General features: G+C 68.0%; 16 protein-coding genes. 4 read left to right on the top strand and 12 right to left on the bottom strand.

The genetic code is table 11. The features are described 5' to 3' along the window. Window positions 1-145: 145 nt before the first annotated feature. Window positions 146-685 (top strand): GNAT family N-acetyltransferase, encoded by a 540-nt coding sequence (locus ACWPXK_RS09055; RefSeq protein WP_454195609.1) that lies wholly within the window; start codon window positions 146-148, stop codon window positions 683-685. Window positions 686-843: 158 nt separating this feature from the next. After that, entirely contained in the window at window positions 844-1,737 is an 894-nt protein-coding gene (locus tag ACWPXK_RS09050) for a hypothetical protein (protein ID WP_454195608.1), read from the top strand. A 7-nt stretch (window positions 1,738-1,744) separates the two neighbouring features. Here ACWPXK_RS09050 and ACWPXK_RS09045 read toward each other — a convergent pair whose 3' ends face one another. The 7 genes from ACWPXK_RS09045 to ACWPXK_RS09015 form a co-directional block, all read right to left on the bottom strand. Then, complete coding sequence (locus ACWPXK_RS09045; protein ID WP_454195607.1) at window positions 1,745-2,743, bottom strand: SCO2521 family protein; 999 nt, start codon at window positions 2,741-2,743, stop codon at window positions 1,745-1,747. Between the two features lie 145 nt (window positions 2,744-2,888). Beyond that, window positions 2,889-3,890 carry an SCO2522 family protein gene (locus ACWPXK_RS09040; protein WP_454195606.1) on the bottom strand — a complete coding sequence of 334 codons (1,002 nt, stop codon included), beginning with the start codon at window positions 3,888-3,890 and terminating at the stop codon, window positions 2,889-2,891. 58 nt (window positions 3,891-3,948) lie between these two features. Beyond that, entirely contained in the window at window positions 3,949-4,860 is a 912-nt protein-coding gene (locus ACWPXK_RS09035; protein ID WP_454195605.1) for an SCO2523 family variant P-loop protein, read from the bottom strand. A 2-nt stretch (window positions 4,861-4,862) separates the two neighbouring features. Next, entirely contained in the window at window positions 4,863-6,755 is a 1,893-nt protein-coding gene (locus ACWPXK_RS09030) for an SCO2524 family protein (protein ID WP_454195604.1), read from the bottom strand. A gap of 173 nt (window positions 6,756-6,928) precedes the next feature. Next, window positions 6,929-7,780 carry a TIGR02569 family protein gene (locus tag ACWPXK_RS09025; protein WP_454195603.1) on the bottom strand — a complete coding sequence of 284 codons (852 nt, stop codon included), beginning with the start codon at window positions 7,778-7,780 and terminating at the stop codon, window positions 6,929-6,931. Between the two features lie 70 nt (window positions 7,781-7,850). Next, window positions 7,851-9,035, bottom strand: coding sequence for an adenylyltransferase/sulfurtransferase MoeZ (gene moeZ / locus ACWPXK_RS09020; protein WP_454195602.1), 1,185 nt, complete (start codon window positions 9,033-9,035; stop codon window positions 7,851-7,853). A 161-nt stretch (window positions 9,036-9,196) separates the two neighbouring features. Next, a complete protein-coding gene (locus ACWPXK_RS09015; RefSeq protein WP_454195601.1) occupies window positions 9,197-10,234 on the bottom strand; it encodes a DUF3152 domain-containing protein in 1,038 nt (345 codons plus the stop codon). A 399-nt stretch (window positions 10,235-10,633) separates the two neighbouring features. Between ACWPXK_RS09015 and ACWPXK_RS09010 the strand changes: the two genes are divergently transcribed. After that, a complete protein-coding gene (locus tag ACWPXK_RS09010) occupies window positions 10,634-11,299 on the top strand; it encodes a TetR/AcrR family transcriptional regulator (protein WP_454195600.1) in 666 nt (221 codons plus the stop codon). A gap of 84 nt (window positions 11,300-11,383) precedes the next feature. Here the strand turns inward: ACWPXK_RS09010 and ACWPXK_RS09005 are convergent, their stop codons facing one another. Together ACWPXK_RS09005 and ACWPXK_RS09000 are read right to left on the bottom strand one after the other, a co-directional pair. Beyond that, complete coding sequence (locus tag ACWPXK_RS09005) at window positions 11,384-11,611, bottom strand: DUF3107 domain-containing protein (protein WP_040781779.1); 228 nt, start codon at window positions 11,609-11,611, stop codon at window positions 11,384-11,386. Between the two features lie 91 nt (window positions 11,612-11,702). After that, the gene (locus ACWPXK_RS09000; protein WP_454195599.1) at window positions 11,703-12,260 is read right to left on the bottom strand and encodes a YceI family protein; all 558 of its coding nucleotides are present in this window, start codon (window positions 12,258-12,260) and stop codon (window positions 11,703-11,705) included. A 102-nt stretch (window positions 12,261-12,362) separates the two neighbouring features. On the opposite strand from ACWPXK_RS09000, the gene ACWPXK_RS08995 reads away from it, so the two are divergent. Then, complete coding sequence (locus ACWPXK_RS08995; protein WP_454195598.1) at window positions 12,363-13,208, top strand: helix-turn-helix transcriptional regulator; 846 nt, start codon at window positions 12,363-12,365, stop codon at window positions 13,206-13,208. Between the two features lie 8 nt (window positions 13,209-13,216). On the opposite strand, the gene ACWPXK_RS08990 is transcribed toward ACWPXK_RS08995, so the two are convergent. The 3 genes from ACWPXK_RS08990 to ACWPXK_RS08980 are packed head-to-tail and all read right to left on the bottom strand — an operon-like array spanning window position 13,217 to window position 15,917. After that, the gene (locus ACWPXK_RS08990; RefSeq protein ID WP_454195597.1) at window positions 13,217-13,918 is read right to left on the bottom strand and encodes a ferritin-like fold-containing protein; all 702 of its coding nucleotides are present in this window, start codon (window positions 13,916-13,918) and stop codon (window positions 13,217-13,219) included. A gap of 27 nt (window positions 13,919-13,945) precedes the next feature. After that, the gene (locus ACWPXK_RS08985) at window positions 13,946-15,001 is read right to left on the bottom strand and encodes an alpha/beta hydrolase (protein WP_454195596.1); all 1,056 of its coding nucleotides are present in this window, start codon (window positions 14,999-15,001) and stop codon (window positions 13,946-13,948) included. Window positions 15,002-15,059: 58 nt separating this feature from the next. After that, a complete protein-coding gene (locus ACWPXK_RS08980) occupies window positions 15,060-15,917 on the bottom strand; it encodes an SCO6745 family protein (RefSeq protein WP_454195595.1) in 858 nt (285 codons plus the stop codon). Window positions 15,918-16,354: the final 437 nt, after the last annotated feature.

Genomic DNA, 16,354 nt, shown 5'->3' with positions numbered 1-16,354 from the left:
TCCAGACCGACTGTCGAGGCGAACGGAAACCCTTCCCTGCCAAGGCTATTGCCGAGCGCTGCTTTCGGCCGTCTCGGCCCGATGAAGGCTGCCCGCGCACTACTCTGGAAGCCGGACTCACAGCGGGGTGACAGAGGGTGGGCATTTGAACATCGCGAATGGGGTTGGGGATCCGGTGTTCCGGTCGGCGTCGCTGGGTGACCTCGCGGATATCTCCGCACTGGAGCAGACGGAGTTCGGCGAACTGGCGTACCCGTACTTCGCGCTGCGCCAACTCTTCGACTTACACGGAAACCATTGGCTCGTCGTCGATCTCGACGGCACGATCGGCGGGTATGCGATGGTGGCGCTCGGATCGTCGCGGTGCGCTTGGGTGATCGGGCTCGCGGTCGCGCCGCAGTGCCGTGGCCGCGGCTACGGACGAGCGCTGCTGGACGGCGCGTTGGCCCGCTGCCGGGTCGCCCGGGTGGACGACGTGTTCCTCACTGTCCGGCCGAACGATCAACCGGCCTCGAACCTGTACAAGACGGCCGGATTCGTCTGGACCGGACACGAAGAAGGGTACTTCGGCGCGGGTGAACCGCGCGACGTCCTGGTACGGCGAATCCGGCACCGTCCGGGCGCACCACCGATCGCCGATCCGTCCTCGGCAATCTGGCGCAAGCGCGATCCAGCTCCGGACTAGACCGCGACACTGTTCGCCGTGGACGTGGTGGCCACATCGGCGGCTCGGTCTCGCACACTGTCGCCGCCGTTCGAGCACCGCTCGCCAGCGAATTCCGTTGCTATGGTGGATATCACGCCGCTATGGCGCGGCGTGAGATTTCGGGGGAGGGAAGGCACATGACCGACTACGAGAACCCGGTCACCCACGTGCAGTTCGGGAACAGTCCCGACATCTGGATCGACCAGCACGCCACGGGCTACGCCCAGGAAGTCGCGGACTACCTGGACGAGTTGAGCGCCGGGACCAGACAGCCGGATGAGAAGCCGCTGCTGGATTCGTTCCACAATCACGTCGAAAAGGTGGTCACCGCTTTCGATCACACGAAGGTCAAGCATCGTGGTGACAGCCTGCTCTTCACCGATATCTACGACGCCGCCGACGACAACACCGCGATGGACGAGGTGCTCCAGCGCGCGCACGTCGAACTGCTGATGGCGCTGCTGGCCGCGGAGGTCGAGCTACGCGGACCGCTGAGCCTGAGCCGGACCCAGAACATCCGGTTGGCCGAGATCTACGAGGAACTCGGCCACCGCCTCCTCACCGCTACGCTGCCCGGCTGGCGGACCAGGACGTTTCTCCCCGGGCACGCGGCCATGGCCTTTCTGCGCGCCTCGGGTCTGTACGCGCTCGACGAGGACGTCGACGCCCAGGACCGGTGCGGTCTCGCCTTGGCCAGAGCGCGCAGGTCGGCGACCTATCCAGCCTGGCGCCGCAGCATCGGCTGGATCTCGGACCTGTTGTGCGGCTATGGCTATCGGCCGTTCCGCCTGCTCGGCTTCATCGCCGCGCAACTACTCGTGTTCACCGTCGCGCTGTGGCTGAGCACATCACTTCCGATCACCACATCGCTGCACATGTGCCTGATCAACTTCCTCAATCCGGTGGGCCTCGGCGATCTGCAACAGGTCGGCCTGATCGGACGAACCCTGCTGATGATCGAGGCGTACGCCGGGATCGTGTCCACCTCGGTGTTCTTCGCGCTGCTGGTGAGGCGGTGGTTCCGGCTGTGACCGGAATTCAATCCGATGCGTTGATCGTGGAGGCGCGCATCGCGGCCAATGTCGCCACCGACATCCGGTCGCGCAGCTGACCCACTCGCGCCGACCATTCCCGGGTGAATCCGGGGTCGCGATCCAGTTGCTCCCAAAGGCCGCGCAGCGCCACGGGCGCGTGCGCGCCGGGCATCCAAAGGTGCGCCAAGTTCGTCAGCAGCGGCGCGATGAGTGCGGCCGACTCCGCGCTGGACGGCGGGTAGAGGTCGGCCTCCTCGACCACCGTGTCCGCAACGGTGAGCAGCCAGTCGTGCAGCGCGAGGTCCTCGCAGAAGCGATGCGCCACAGCGAGTTCCGACTCGTCGCGCACGGTCACCAGGACCGTGCGCACCAGCTCGTCCTGCAACTGGAACGTCAGCACCGGCCGGGGCACCTCGGCGATCCGCGCTGCCCAGCGCAGCCGCGCCGTCCGTGTCTGCATCGGCGCGTGCTGGTCCAGGCGCATGTCCATCCGAATCTTGGCGAGCAATCGCTGACTGATCGAGGCCAGATCCAGGACGCCGTCCGGCTGCTCACCGGCGGCGAGGAAGCCGTCGGCCAGCTCGCCGCTGGTCGCCTCGGTGACCTTCGAGACCACCTCCGTCACCCCGACCCGGGTGAGGTAGTGCGACCAGGTCTGCCGCTGCTTCACCTCGGCGGGGACGACCGTGGTGTGCGCCGAACTCTGCAGCACCCGCCCGCCGACTACCACCGCGTTGGTCGCCACCGTCCCGATCGCGCGCACACTGCCGCGCGGCTTGGTGGCCAGCTGGCAATCGACGCCGACCGCGGAGGTCGGCGACGTGGCCAGCGTCGTCGGACGCTCACGCCACAGCACCCGGCGGCCGGGTATCACCGCGAGCAGTTCCTCCAGCAAGTCGCGTCCGAGCGCCGTCGAGTCCGGCACCAGGCAGGTGCGGACCTCGCCGAGCAGAATCAGCGGCCCGGACGCGGAAGTCGCTGGCGCCGAGACTGTTCCGGGCACCGCCCGCTGGGACCTTCCGGCCAGCGTCGGCCTCCGGACCGACCGGTGGTCACGCCTCTCGCGGGCCACGGCCGCCAACCGGCGCAGCCGCTCGCCATGCGAGGGCTGGTCGGCGCCGGAACAGGAGTGCGATGCTCCGCTCATGTCAGGACCCATCCAGCAGATAATGGCTCATCCGCTCGGTCACCTTGCGCGGTACCGGGACAGCCTCGACCAAACCTCGATCGATGATCTGCTCGACCACTTCCTCCTCGAGATCGATGTGATCCAGGATTACCCGCACCGCGTGTTCGATACCCAGATACCGCTGCGGTAGCAGCGACAGCGACCGATAGGCGGCGAACGGTTTCGCCTGCGGGTTGAGTTTGACGACGGCGGGCATCTCCCACCACTGCGACGGCCAGCCGTCCTCCGGCCGCCACAGCTGCGGGTCGACGATGGGTTCGCCGTCGTAGCGCAGCATCCCGAGCCGCAGCAGCTGCCAGATCGACGCGAGGAAGGGACACGACCATTTGGTGTGCACCTCGGCCCGCCCGTTCACCTTCTTGGTCTGCTTGCTCCACATCTGCACGTCGAGGAAGATCGAATGCTCGCGCCTGCCGAACTCCTCCGGCGGCTCGTACGGCAGGCGGTGCATGGCCTGGCCGGGCTCGTCGTCGGATGCCCTGCGCCCGTTGCACAGCCAGCCGGACTCCGCGGTGGGCGGGCGCCGTCCGTTCGAGCCCTCGGGCGGCTCGGCCACGATGCGCGCGGCCACCATCTCCGCCAACGGGATACGGCGATCACCGGCGGATGGCGCCTCGAAGCATCCCGCCTCGCGTGCCAGATAGTCGATGGTCACGCCGCACTCCGCCGCGGCGCCGAGCAGCCTGCCGAGGATCTCCCCCGGATCGGTGTCGTGCCGGAAGTAGTCGTCGATCAGGAAGCAGGTGCTCACCCGCGCCCGCGGCCCGAACTCGGCCTGCGCCGCGGCGGTGAACGCGGGGATCAGCGGAGCGATCTTGCGGAACTGCGCACGGATACGATCCGCACCGTTGCTGAGATCGTTCATGTAGAAGTGGCCCACCTCGATGGACAGGTGGGACAACGGGACCTGGGCGACCCGAGGACGCTCGGTCGCCTCGCTATAGCCTGCTACGTGATCCACTGCTGATCGACAACCCTTCCGGGATCGTGCTTTCGCGAAAGCGTGGGCGAGTTCGGATCTATTCCCAGGTGGCGGCGTGCAGGAGACGACCGGCAAGCTGGTTGAAGGCGGCGGCGGTCTCCTCGTTGGCGATGCTGTTGGCCACGTCGGCATCCAGGATGATCTGTTCCCGCCATTGCAGCACGGGCTCCACCGGGGTTTTGCCGAGCAGCGATGTCGCGCCGAGCCGGTTCTTGCCCGCCAACGTGACCAAGGCCCCGTTCTGTTCCTGCAACCACTTGACCTGCGCCGCGCCGGGGCCGCCGGTCATCTCGTTCACTTGTGGCACCGCGGTGCGCACGTAGCGAATGTTCGCCAGCAGCTTCTGCGGGTCGTGCTTCCAGTGGTTGCCGGTCTCCAGCAACCCGTGCGGACCGTGGACCAGTCCGCTGGCCGCGAGGATGTGCTGGCGGGTCCAGCGGTGGAAGACCAGCCAGCGCACGGTCTTCGAGGCCAGTTGTGGCGCCGCCGTCGCGCGCAGCGCCAACTCCATCGCCAGCGAGCGGCCCGCGCTCAAGTCCACGAAACAGACCTTGAACTCCTGTTCGAGGCCGACGAACAGTTCCGTGCAGCGGCGGACCACGTCGTCGTTGATGCTGTCGAACTCCGCGCCGCCTTCGTCACCGGGGAACAGGACCAGCCGTCCGGTCCTGGTCCGCATCTTGCGCAAGCCGACGCGATCGGTCTTGGCTCGCACGTCGATCTGCCTGGCGATGCCGTTCTTCCCGAGCAGATACTCGTGCAGTCCGTCTCCATCGGGGGTTCCCCGCTCCACGGAACCGATTTCGAACAGGGCGCCCGCGGTCGGCGAACCGAAGTCGAAATCGAGATACGCCACGCTCATCCCGCTCAGGCACAGCCGGTAGGCGAGATTGCAGCTGGTCACCGAGCGTCCGGTACCGCCCTTGTCGGAGGTCGCGAACACGATCATGGTTACGTGGCCCTTGTCGCGTCCATGCGGGCATAGGCCAGTTTGTGCAGTTCGCGCAGCGCGTCGGCGGCGAGCACGAACGCCGTGCCCGCCTGCCTGCGGGTGACCAGTTGCCTGGCTTGCTCGAGGTTCTCCTCCACCCGGTCGAGGGTGATCCGGTTCTCCGAGACGTCGTCGATGCTGACGCTCAGCATCTCCTGGTTGAGCAGGTGCTCGGCCTCGTTGAGCAGTTCGACCGCGCGCACCACCATCGCCGGGGACGTCAGCGGTGGCTCGCGGAACGTGCGGTCCGCGCTGACCAGGCATTCGATCACGCGCTCGGTCATGTACCAGGACGGCTGCGTCTCCCGCGCCGTGCCGTTGCCGAAGACTCCGGCGGGATCGTCCCAGAGCCCGGCCGCCTTACCGGAGGTGATGATGCGCGCTTCCAGATGATCCATCGTCGATTTGGCCAGATCCATCAGCCGGTCGCGGGCGGTGATATTGCTGGAGAGCCGGGCGGCCTGCAACAGGCGCTTCAACAGCACAGCGGCGAAATCCGAGACCTCCCACTGCAACAGCGGCCCATTGTCGACGGCTTCGGTGCCTCGCAGGGACATTCGCACGCCGGGCGCGTGCATATGCACCGCGGGGTCGTCGCGTGTGGTCCTGCGGATGATCCGGCCGCGTCTGGCCAGTTCGTCGAAAATCGACACGGCTCTGGTCAAGTCGTCATCGGAGGCGGTGCGGTTGATCAGATCCTGGATCAGCACGGCGGACACGATCAGACTGAAGTAGTCCGACTCCTCGCCGTCGGAGGTGCGCCACGGGATGTCCTCCAGCGGCCACGAATCGGAACCGAACCGGGCGACCGTCGACCAATAACGCTGGGTGAGGTCCCAGCGGATCCGCAGCGCCTCGGCCAGCCGGTACTGCTGTTCGTCGAGCAGGTCCAGTTCCCTGGTGCGCTGGGAGATCAGGTCGTTGATGCCGTCCAGCGCGATGACGGTGAAATACAGGTAGGGGCGTGGATCGGCGATGCCGGGCTGCATGGCGATGGCGGCGTCCACGAAGCCGACCGGAGCCGCGTCGCGAACCAGGCCCCAGCTCCAGCCGCATTCGAACAGCAATTCCTCATCGTCCAGCTCGGTGTCCGGCGTCTGCCCGAGCGTGATGTCGTTGCGCAGCCGTGCGCGGACCCGCTCCAGGCTGCGTGTGATGCCCTCGGCGACCGCCTTCTGGGGCATATCGCTCTGATTGAGCATGCCCAGCATCACTTGTCCCGCCTCGGATTTCGGCTCCACCGTATTGACCACGAAACTGCGGACCAGACCCGTCATCGCGGCGGTGAGGCGGGCACTGAGCCTGCCGGTGAGCTTCTCGATCCGGTCGATGAGATTGGCGCGCCCCTCCGCGCGGACCCAGCCCTCGTAGACCCGCAGGAAGCGCAGCCCGGCCAGACACAGCGTCAGCGACATGGAGTACGAGTCGACGACCTCGATATCACGCTGCGCCGCAGTGGGTTCGCGCTCGTCGGCCGAGCGCAGGTAGCTGCCCGCGGCGAAGATGGGCTCGCCGTCCGGTTCGCCGTCACTGTCCGGTTCGCCGTCCGGTCCCACCCGGTGGGTATTGCGGAGGATGTAGTCCTCCAGCAAGGTGATCACGACGGTCCCGATCTTCGTCTGGCCGCCGAACGGCGACAGGACCGAACCGACGTCGTCGGCCATGCTGTCGGGACGATCCAGCGCGAGGCTTTCGATCTCGGTCGCCGGATACAGCAGGCACAGCAATTGCTCGGAATCGCTGATCGAATTGGCGGCCATGCGGCCACCCCAGTGCCATGTGACACCGTCCCAGGACACGGATAGCGCGGAGCGCCACAGATCCAGAATCTGTTGCCGCGGTTGAATTCTCACCCTACCCCGTCCTCACACCCCTCGTCGCGGACCGCGCTGATCTCCTACCCGGCGGAGACTCACGGCGGCGATACTGCGGAAAACTTATCACGGGGCCACCCACCGCGTCGGGCTCCGCGCGATTCTCTATAACACTGTACGGAAAGCCATTCCGAACAGCGCATATTCCGAACTCAGAGAGTCAGCCGGACCATGTCGGCGGTGCGGGCCAGACCGGGAAACGCCTGCGGCGTGGAGCGCGGGTGCAGCGCGTGCACCGCGAGCCGGAACATCACCGCGCGCAACAACATCTGCGGCCACTCCGGAAGATCGGTCCAGCGATCCAGCAACCCGTCGTCCGCGCCGCCCCAAGCCAGTGCGTCGACCACGACCACCGCCGCCGCCCACGGCACCGGCCGCCAGTACGGGGTGATGTCGGTGAGGCCGGGAGTGTGCGAACCGGCGAACAACACGGTGCCGAAGAGGTCGCCGTGCACCAGCTGCGCCGGCGTCTGCACCGGCTTGCGCAGCGTGGCCAGCTGACCGATGAGTTCCAGGCTGCGCTGGCCGTCCGGCGAAGTCGACAGCAGCCCGCCGCCCGCCCGCAAACTGCGCAGCGGCACCGCCTCCCACGCGGCGCGGTCCGCGGCGACGAACACGTCCACGTCCACCCAGGGCACGACCGGCGGCTGCGATAGGAACCGGGGCCGCTCCAACTTCGCCGTGGCCTGATGCAGCCGCAGCGACACCGAAACCACCTCGTCGTGCCGCGGTTCCGGTGCGCCCTCCAGATAGGTGTCCGCGCGCCAGCCGGACACGACATAGCGGCCGTCGGTGGCGCGCACCGGGCGGGCCAGCCGCAGCCCGTCCACCTGCAACGTCTCCCGCACCTTCGCCGACCACGCCGCGCGCGCGTGATCCGCGACCGGACTGAGCACCACGTCCCCGCAGCGCCAGCCACCTTCCCAGTCGCCGAGGGAAACCGGAGTCACTTCGCGCAGACCGAACGTGGCGCGCACGTGCTCGGGAGGTTCCACAGAAGTCACGGCCGTACGGTACGTCGTGTCTGATTTGGCGCGCTTGCGGCGCGCCGTGCGCTCCGGTCCGAAACGGGTGCTAGTACACCGGCAGGGACTTGTCGATCTGGTTGGCCCAGGCGATCACGCCGCCTTGCAGGTGGGTGGCGTCGGCGAAGCCCGCTCGCTTCAGGGCGGCCAGTGCCTCGGCGGAGCGCACGCCGGTCTTGCAGTGCAGCACGATCGGGCGGTTCTGCGGCAACTCGGCCAGCGCCTCGCCGGACAGGATGCGGTCCTTCGGGATGAGCTTGGCGCCCTCGATGTGCACGATGTCCCATTCGACCGGCTCGCGCACGTCGATCAGCTCGATCTCCTTGCCCGCGTCGAACAAGTCCTTGAGCTCGCGCGCGGTGATGGTGGACCCGGCCGCGGCCGCCTGGCCCTCGTCGGACACCACGCCGCAGAACGCCTCGTAGTCGATCAGCTCGGTGATCGACTGGCGCTCCGGGTCGCGGCGCAGCTTGATCGTCCGGTAGTTCATGTCCAGTGCGTCGTACACCATCAGCCTGCCCAGCAGGGGCTCGCCGATGCCGGTGATCAGCTTGATCGCCTCGGTCACCATCACCGACCCGATCGACGCGCACAGCACGCCGAGCACACCGCCCTCGGCGCAGGACGGCACCATGCCGGGCGGCGGGGCCTCGGGGTACAGGTCGCGGTAGTTGATGCCGCGCCCATCCGGCGCGTCCTCCCAGAACACCGAGACCTGGCCCTCGAACCGGTAGATCGAGCCCCACACGTACGGCTTGCCCGCCAGCACCGCGGCGTCGTTCACCAAGTAGCGGGTGGCGAAGTTGTCGGTGCCGTCCACGATCAAGTCGTACTCGCGGAACAACTCGATCGCGTTCTCGGGTTCCAGCCGGAGCTTGTGCAGCCGCACATCGATACCGGAGTTGATCTCCAGGATGGAGTCGCGCGCGCTGTCGGCCTTCGAGCGGCCGATGTCGGATTCACCGTGGATGATCTGGCGCTGCAGGTTGGAGGCGTCCACCTCGTCGAACTCGACGATGCCGAGCGTGCCGACGCCCGCGGCGGCCAGATACAGCAGGGCCGGCGAGCCGAGGCCGCCCGCGCCGATCACCAGCACTTTGGCGTTCTTCAGACGCTTCTGCCCGTCCACGCCGAGATCCGGGATGATCAGGTGTCGGCTGTACCGGGCTACCTCATCCCTGGTCAGCTCCGCGGCCGGCTCGACAAGTGGCGGCAGGGACTTGGGTGATGACACGTCCAGGACTCCTCGAATCGCTTGGCCGATCGGACGGCGGTATGGCGCCCCTTCGCGGGCGCCCAACTGTGCAACACCGACAACCGGGCCCTTCTTCCCTGCCTATCGTCGCGCATCGCCGACCAGCGGCGACAACCGCCCTGTCGGTAGATCGGACACAGCTAGCCGCGCGGATAGGGCCAGGGGTTGAACCGGCAGCGCTTGCCGTCCATCGGGACGACGCCGTGCGGATCCAGGGCGGCGATGTCGTTGTTCTTGGTGCCGAAGGTCTGCTGCATCATCACCGGCGCCAGCCCGCCGTCGGTCTCGCACGGTTGGTGCTGGTGATAGCCGATGGCGTGGCCGACCTCATGGTTGATCAGGTACTGCCGATACGACCCGATATCGCCCTCGAACGCCAGCGCGCCACGCACCCAGCGAACCTCGGAGAGCACCACCCGCCGGCTGCTGGCGTTGTAGCAGGAGGTGTCGATCGGAATGTCGAAACCGCATTCCTTGCGGCTGGATCCCCGCGAGGTGAGCGAGATGCGGAAGTCCACCCCGCCCTGGTCGACCCGCAGGAACGCGAACTTGCGGTCGTGCGCCCAGCTCTTCGGATTGGCGAGGGTGGAGTCGATCATCTTGGCCACGGCCGCGTCACCGCCCAAGGCGGAGGTGTCCACACCGTCCTCGATCTCCACGCTGTAGCGGAAGACATTCTGAGTTCCGGTGCCGACCTGGGCGGTGGCGCCAGCCACCACGCGCCAGGTGCCCGCGCCGATCTCGGCGAACGCGCCGCCTTCGGGCAGCGCCCCGGTGGGCAGATCGGTGGGAAAGTGCCCGTCCCCGGGCGGAGCGCCGATGATGCCCACGCTCGCGGTGCGCGGACTGAGGCTGCCGGGTGCGGGGGCCACGGTGACACTGCCGGTGCCGGTGGCGCGGACCGCGTCGACGACCACCAGGACGGTGATCACGACCAGCACCGGGAGGGCGTACGCCCGCCAGCCGTAGGTCGAGACGAATCGGCCGAGCGCGCTTTGCTTCTTGGCGTCCCGATCCGGACGGGTTCTGGCTCTGCTCTCGTCGGGGGCGGTGGGGTCCCAACGGGCGCGCAGCGGCTGGTGGGAACGCTCGCCCTTCTGGCGGTAGAGGCCGAGCGGATCGTAGATCTCGACGCCGTCCCGATCCCGCTGCGGTGGGATCGAATCGAACTGTGGCACAGGTGATTCGGGAGTTTCCGTGGAGCGCTTCCGCTTCCGTGCCGCGCGTCCGGGTGATCCACCGCCCGCACCGGACCGCTTCGCCGCCCCGGTTCGAGCCGCCGCGTTCGATCGCGCCTCTGGCCAGGTTCTCGCCATGGGATCCGACCCTACGGAACCGGACGCGCCGGAGCCAGCCGGGCCGCGCGCACCACGCCTCCCGGCGGACTCGCTCTCCGGTCGGTCGATCACGCCGACCAGCGTCTCACAGGACCGGCACCGCACTCCCGACTGCGACAATTCTCACCGGGTGGGATCAGTTCTCCGGCCCCGATCTGTGGGCTGGCGACAACCGGGTATCGTTCTTGGGATAACCCGGTGCACACCCCTTCTGCCGGGGAATCGACTGGGAGAGCCGAAATGACTGACCTCGTGGACCGGATGACGTCCCGCAGATCGTCGTCCGAGGCCTTGGCACCCGCCAAACGCGGTACCCGGCTTCCGCGCGACGAGAGACGTCAACAGCTACTCGCGGCGGCAAGTGAAGTCTTCGTGCAGCGCGGCTACCACGCTGCGGGCATGGACGAGATCTCGCAGTGCGCCGGAGTCAGCAAGCCGGTGCTGTACCAGCACTTCACCAGCAAGCTGGAGCTCTACCTGGCGGTGCTGCAGAACTACGTGGACATGCTGGTGTCCAGCGTGCGCCAGGCGCTGCGGTCGACCACCGACAACAAGCAGCGCGTGCGCGCGGCGGTGCAGGCCTACTTCGATTTCGTGGACAACGAGATGCAGGGCTTCCGCTTGGTCTTCGAGTCCGACCTGACCAGCGAGCCGCAGGTGCAGCGCCGGGTCGAGCAAGCCACCGAAGCATGCGTGGACGCGGTCTTCGACGTGGTGGCGCACGACTCGGGCCTCGACCCCTACCGCGCGCGCATCCTGGCCGTCGGGCTGGTCGGCGCGAGCCAGTTCACCGCGCGGTACTGGCTGGAGGCCGATCGGCCGATCCCGAAGGAGGAGGCGGTGGACACCACCGTCTCGCTCGCGTGGGGCGGCCTGAAGCACGTGCCGCTGCACCCGATCGACTGAGCGGGCACGAGCAAAGACGAACGAGCCCCTGTCCCCGAGCGATCGGGGGCAGGGGCTCGATGCGTGCGGGCCGGAGGCCGGGGATCAGACCGCGGCGAAACCGACGCGGCCGCTGGCGGGCGAGCCGATCTCCACGTAGGCGACCTTCGAAGCCTGAATCAGGAACTTGCGGCCCTTCTCATCGGCGAGCGACAAGACCCCGCCGTCACCGCCGAGCGCACCGGACACCAGCGCCTCGACCTCTTCCTGGGTCTGCGCGCTGTTGATCACCAGCTCGCGCGGGCTATCCGAAATGCCGATCTTGACCTCCACGGCCAACCTCCGAACCTGAGAGTCCTGTGCTGTCGATTCCCAGGTTAGTTGGGACTCGGCGCGCCGTTTACTTCGGCTCTGTCCGCCGAGATCAGGCGTCACCCTTCGGCTCGATGAGCTGGATTTCCAGTTCGATCTTCACGGTGTCGCTGAGCATGCCGGGCAACGGGCCGCCGACGCCGAAATCGGTGCGCTTGATGGCGCCGGTGGCGGAGAAGCCGGCATGCCGGTCGCCGGTCGGGCCGAAGTCCTGCACGCCGCCCCACTCGACCTCCAGAGTGACCGGCTTGGTGATCGTGCCGATGGTGGCCTCGCCCTCGACCTCGAAGGTCTCCGCGACGACCACCGGGTTGGTGGCGCGGAAGGTCAGCGTGGGACGGTTGGCGACATCGAGGAAATCGGCGGCGCGGACGTGCGCGTCCCGGTCGGCATTTCCGGTGTCGAAGGAGTCGAGGTGGATCGTCGCGCCGATGGTGGCCGCGCCCGACTCGTCGACCACGAACTCGGTCTCGAACCGGCTGAATCCGCCGCGCACCTTCGAGATGCCGAGATGGCGAATGGTGAAGGCGACCGTGGAGTGCGCGGCGTCCAGCGCCCAGGAACCGGCTTTCAGCTGAGTGGAGGTGGTGGATTCCGAAGTAGATGTCATACCTCCGACAATGACCGGACCACGGTCCGTTAGCCACACCGCGGTTATCCTGGACCTGGCAGGGCGCGGCTAAGCGTCCCAGGACCGGGCACGATGGGACGCATGGCTCGTAACGGATTCGCGGAGTTTCTCATTGCACGGCGCGCCGAGTTGCGACCGTCGGACGTCGGGATGCCCGAGGGCGGACGGCGCAGGACGCCGGGCCTGCGTCGTGAAGAGGTCGCCGTCCGCGCCGGCGTCAGCGCCGACTACCTCGCCCGGCTGGAGCAGGGCCGCGACACCAACCCTTCGGCCGCGGTGATCGACGCCCTGGCCAGCGCGCTGCTGCTGCGCGGCGACGACCGCCAGTACTTCAACATGCTCGCACTCGCCTCGGGCAATGAATCCCGCTGCGCCCAATGCCCGGGTAGCGAATCCACCGAGCAGGTGGCCGCGACGATCGAGACGATCCTGCACGCGTTGCAGCCGACTCCCGCCTTCGTGGTCGGCCGGAAGCTGAACGTGCTGGGCTGGAACGAGGCGTGGGCCGATTTCGTCGCCCCGCTCGGCCTGCTGGACGGCCCGGATCAGCCCAATCTGGCCTGGTACACCTTCATGCACCCCGCCGCGCGGCGGGTCCTGCGCAATTGGGAGCACGCCGCCGACACGTTCACCGCCGCACTCTGCCGCGCCAAACTCCTTCGGCCAAGTGATGATTCACTATTGGAGATGATCGAGACACTGCGCCGGCTCCCGGATTTCGCGGACCGCTGGAAGCCGCATCGGGTCGGTGCTCCCAGCTCCGGCACGCTCCAACTCGACCATCCGGTGCACGGACTGGTCGAGGTACCGTTCGAGACCCTGGAGACCGATCGCGACCAGAGCGTCGTCGTCTGGCTGATCGACCGCGCCAGCACCCACGCGCCCGGCCTGCGGCTGGTGCCCACCAACCGCGCGGTCAACGAGTAGCCCCCGCGTCAGATGCCCAGGACTGCCATGCGTTCGGCGTGACTGTTCTGCATCCGCTCGAAGAGCGAGGCGATGCCGTTGAGATCGCCGGTGGCGGTGAGGACCAGATCGGTGAGCTCGTCGCGCTGGGCCATGACGTATTGGGCCTGGGTGATCGCCTCGCCGAGCAGCCGCCTGCCCCACAGCGTGAGGCGGTCGCGTTCGGAGCGGCTCTCGGTGACCGCCCGGCGCACCTCCTCGATGACGAATTCGGAGTGCCGGGTCTCGGCGAGCACGTCGCGCACCACCGCGGCGACGTCGGGAGCAAGCGCGCCGGCGATCTGGGTGTAGAAGTCCGCGGCGATGCCGTCACCGACGTAGAACTTCACCATCGACTCGAGCCAGGTGGAGGGATCGGTGGACGCGTGATAGGCATCCAGCGCCCGCACGAACGGCGCCATGGCGTCGAAGATGTCGGCGCCGCGCGCGGCCAGCGCGGACTCGAGCATCTTGAAATGCTCCATCTCGGCCGCGGCCATCGTCGCCACCGCCACCTTGCCCCGCAGGGTCGGCGACAGCTTCGCCTCCTCGGCCAGCCGGTAGAACGCGGAGATCTCACCGTAGGCGAGCACCGCGAACAGATCGGTGACGCCGGGATGGCTCGGGGGGATGGAGAAGTTGGTTGGGTCGGTCGACGAAACACCTAACGCGGCAGGTGACTGTGCTCCCATGCGCCCCAGCGTAATACTCGGCGCGGGTTACGCGGTCTCGGCCAGGAACTTCTCCAGATAGCTCCATGTCGTGTCGCGCGCGGCCGGTCCGGCCAGGATCCCCAAGTGGCTGCCCGGCGCGGATTCGTAGCGAACCAGCGCCGCCCCCGTGAGGGTGCGAGTGCCCGCCTCGACGGCGGCGGCCGGGGTGATCACATCGGCGGGTCCGCCGACCAGCAGGACCGGCGCGGTCACCCGCGCCAGCTCGATGCTCCGCTCGCCGAGCCGGACGACGCCGCGTCCGATGTCGTTGCCGAGAATCAACCGGTTCCACAGCTGGCCGTAGAAGCGACCGGGATAGCCAGGCATCTCGGCCATGAAGCGATCGATCGACTCCATCTTGGCCAGCGCCTCGGTGCGGGCGATATTGCTCGCGACGAACCACGGCCTGGTCAGCTCGCGGTCCCAGGCGGTGATCTTGTAGCCGATCCGGGTCAGCGCCGCGGGGACACCGCCGGTCGCGCGGATGACGGTCGAGGTGACCCGGCCGCCGGTGAGTTTCGCGACCGCGCGCAGCTGCGGGACGCCGGTCATCCGGTCGTAGTCCAGGGGCGAGCCGACCGCCGTGATGGACCGGATCGGCAGCTCGGGGTGCGCCGCCGCGGTCAGCAGGGCCAGCGTGCCGCCGATCGACCAGCCGACCAGGTCGACGGGACGTCCGTCGCGGTCGGCGCTGGTGCGCAGCACCGCCTCGGGGAGGATGTCGTCGATCCAGTCCTCGAAACCCATGCGCCGGTCGGCGAAGGTGATCTCGCCGTAGTCGATGACGTATGGACCGTGACCGATCTCCAGCAGGAACCGCGCCAGGCTCTGGTCGGGACGCAGGTCGAAACAGGTGGCGGGCGCGGCGAGCGGAGGAACCAGCAACACGGCCGAATCCGCTTCCACCGCAATGCCGTCCGCGCGCTCGAAGCGCCGCAGTTGCCGGTGCGGCTGATCCCACAGCACCGTCGAAGGAGTGGGGTCCGGCGCCTCGATGCCGGAGCCGAAGGTCAGCGCCCACGCGTTGCGCGCGGCAAGGGAGACAGTGTCGGCAAGGCTCACGACAACGAATGTCTCACATGGCGGTACCGACGGTAACAGGCAAGTCCCGGTTCCACGTCTATCGCTGTCCCATGCCGACGGGGTTGAGCGGCGGAACCACAGCTTCCCGCACGCTGCGCACCAGCGGCTCGAGCGACGTGATCAGCTCGGCCATCGCACCGGCAGGCAACATCGCGAGCGCGCCCGTCCACGCGGCCTCGTCGGTGTCGGCCTCCACCCGTTCCAGCAACTCGGCTCCGCTGGCGGTGAGCGTCGGATCGACCGGCTCTCCGTCCACCACACCCCTGGCCCGCAACTCGTCGAAGGCCTCCGCCCATTCCGCTTCCGACACCCCGCGCGCGGGCCGCATCACCGATTCCGGCGCTTTACCCGCCGCCACCTGCGCGACCAGCGCCTGGCGACCGGTCAGGCGGTGGGTGACCAACGCGGCGACATGGCCGTCACCGCGATGCTCGCGCAGCGAGGTGGTCAGCTGCCAGAGCGCGGCCACCGGGTCGGCGGGCAGCGGCAAGGCCGCGTTCGCGGCGAACAGCGCCCGGCCGGTCGGGTCGGCCGCGCGCTGCACCGGAGCGAGCAGTTCGACGGCACGGGCGCACACCGCGTCATCCGCGCCGATCCCGCGCAGCAGCCCGGCGACCAGCTCCAGCCGGGCCGCCAGACACCGCTGCGGCGTGGCCCGCTCCCATGCCTCCGGCAACGCCCGACGCACCATGTCGGGATGGAATCCGGCGAAGACCGCCTGCACCGCCGCCGGCGTCACCGCGCCGAGCGGAGCGGCGCGAAACGCGAAGTAGGTCTGCCAGTAACCGCGCAACCCGATGCCGACGCCCGCCTCCTTGACGCCGGTTCCGAAATAGACGACGTCGTGTAGCGGTTCGAGTGTGGTCCAGATTTGCCGCGCGGGATGAATTGCCATGTCGCGCAGCGTACGTCGGCACCCGGTGCGGCGAAAGCGCACTGCCGGTTTCCACCTTTTTCGATAGCGCGCCGTGGTGGCAATTCGAGCGGCGCACAATATCACGCTACAATCACCGTGGACAACGGAAAGTTTCGCTCGACAGAGTTGCCGGACGCCGCGCTCATGCGAGCCCGCGGGGAGGCCGCTGGGACCGCTGACGGGTTTCGGGTGCGAGGTTTTCGTTGGACAAGAAAATGTGCGCGCACCAGTTCCGCGTCACCATTGCGCCGCGCCGATGTCTTGCGAGGTAGCCGCCGTTTTTTGGCAGGCGCCCGGCATCCGGAGCGTGGCCGGGTGAGTATCGCTTGCGGAGTCGTGGTCATCGCGGACCGCCCGGTCCGCCCCACCTCGTGCGTGCGGGACGTGATTACGAGGAAGGCACGAACCTGAGCAAG

The organism is Nocardia sp. Marseille-Q1738 (assembly GCF_965283145.1).
The sequence above is the reverse complement of the archived record's forward strand: the minus strand, read 5'-3'. Positions and strand labels throughout refer to the sequence as shown.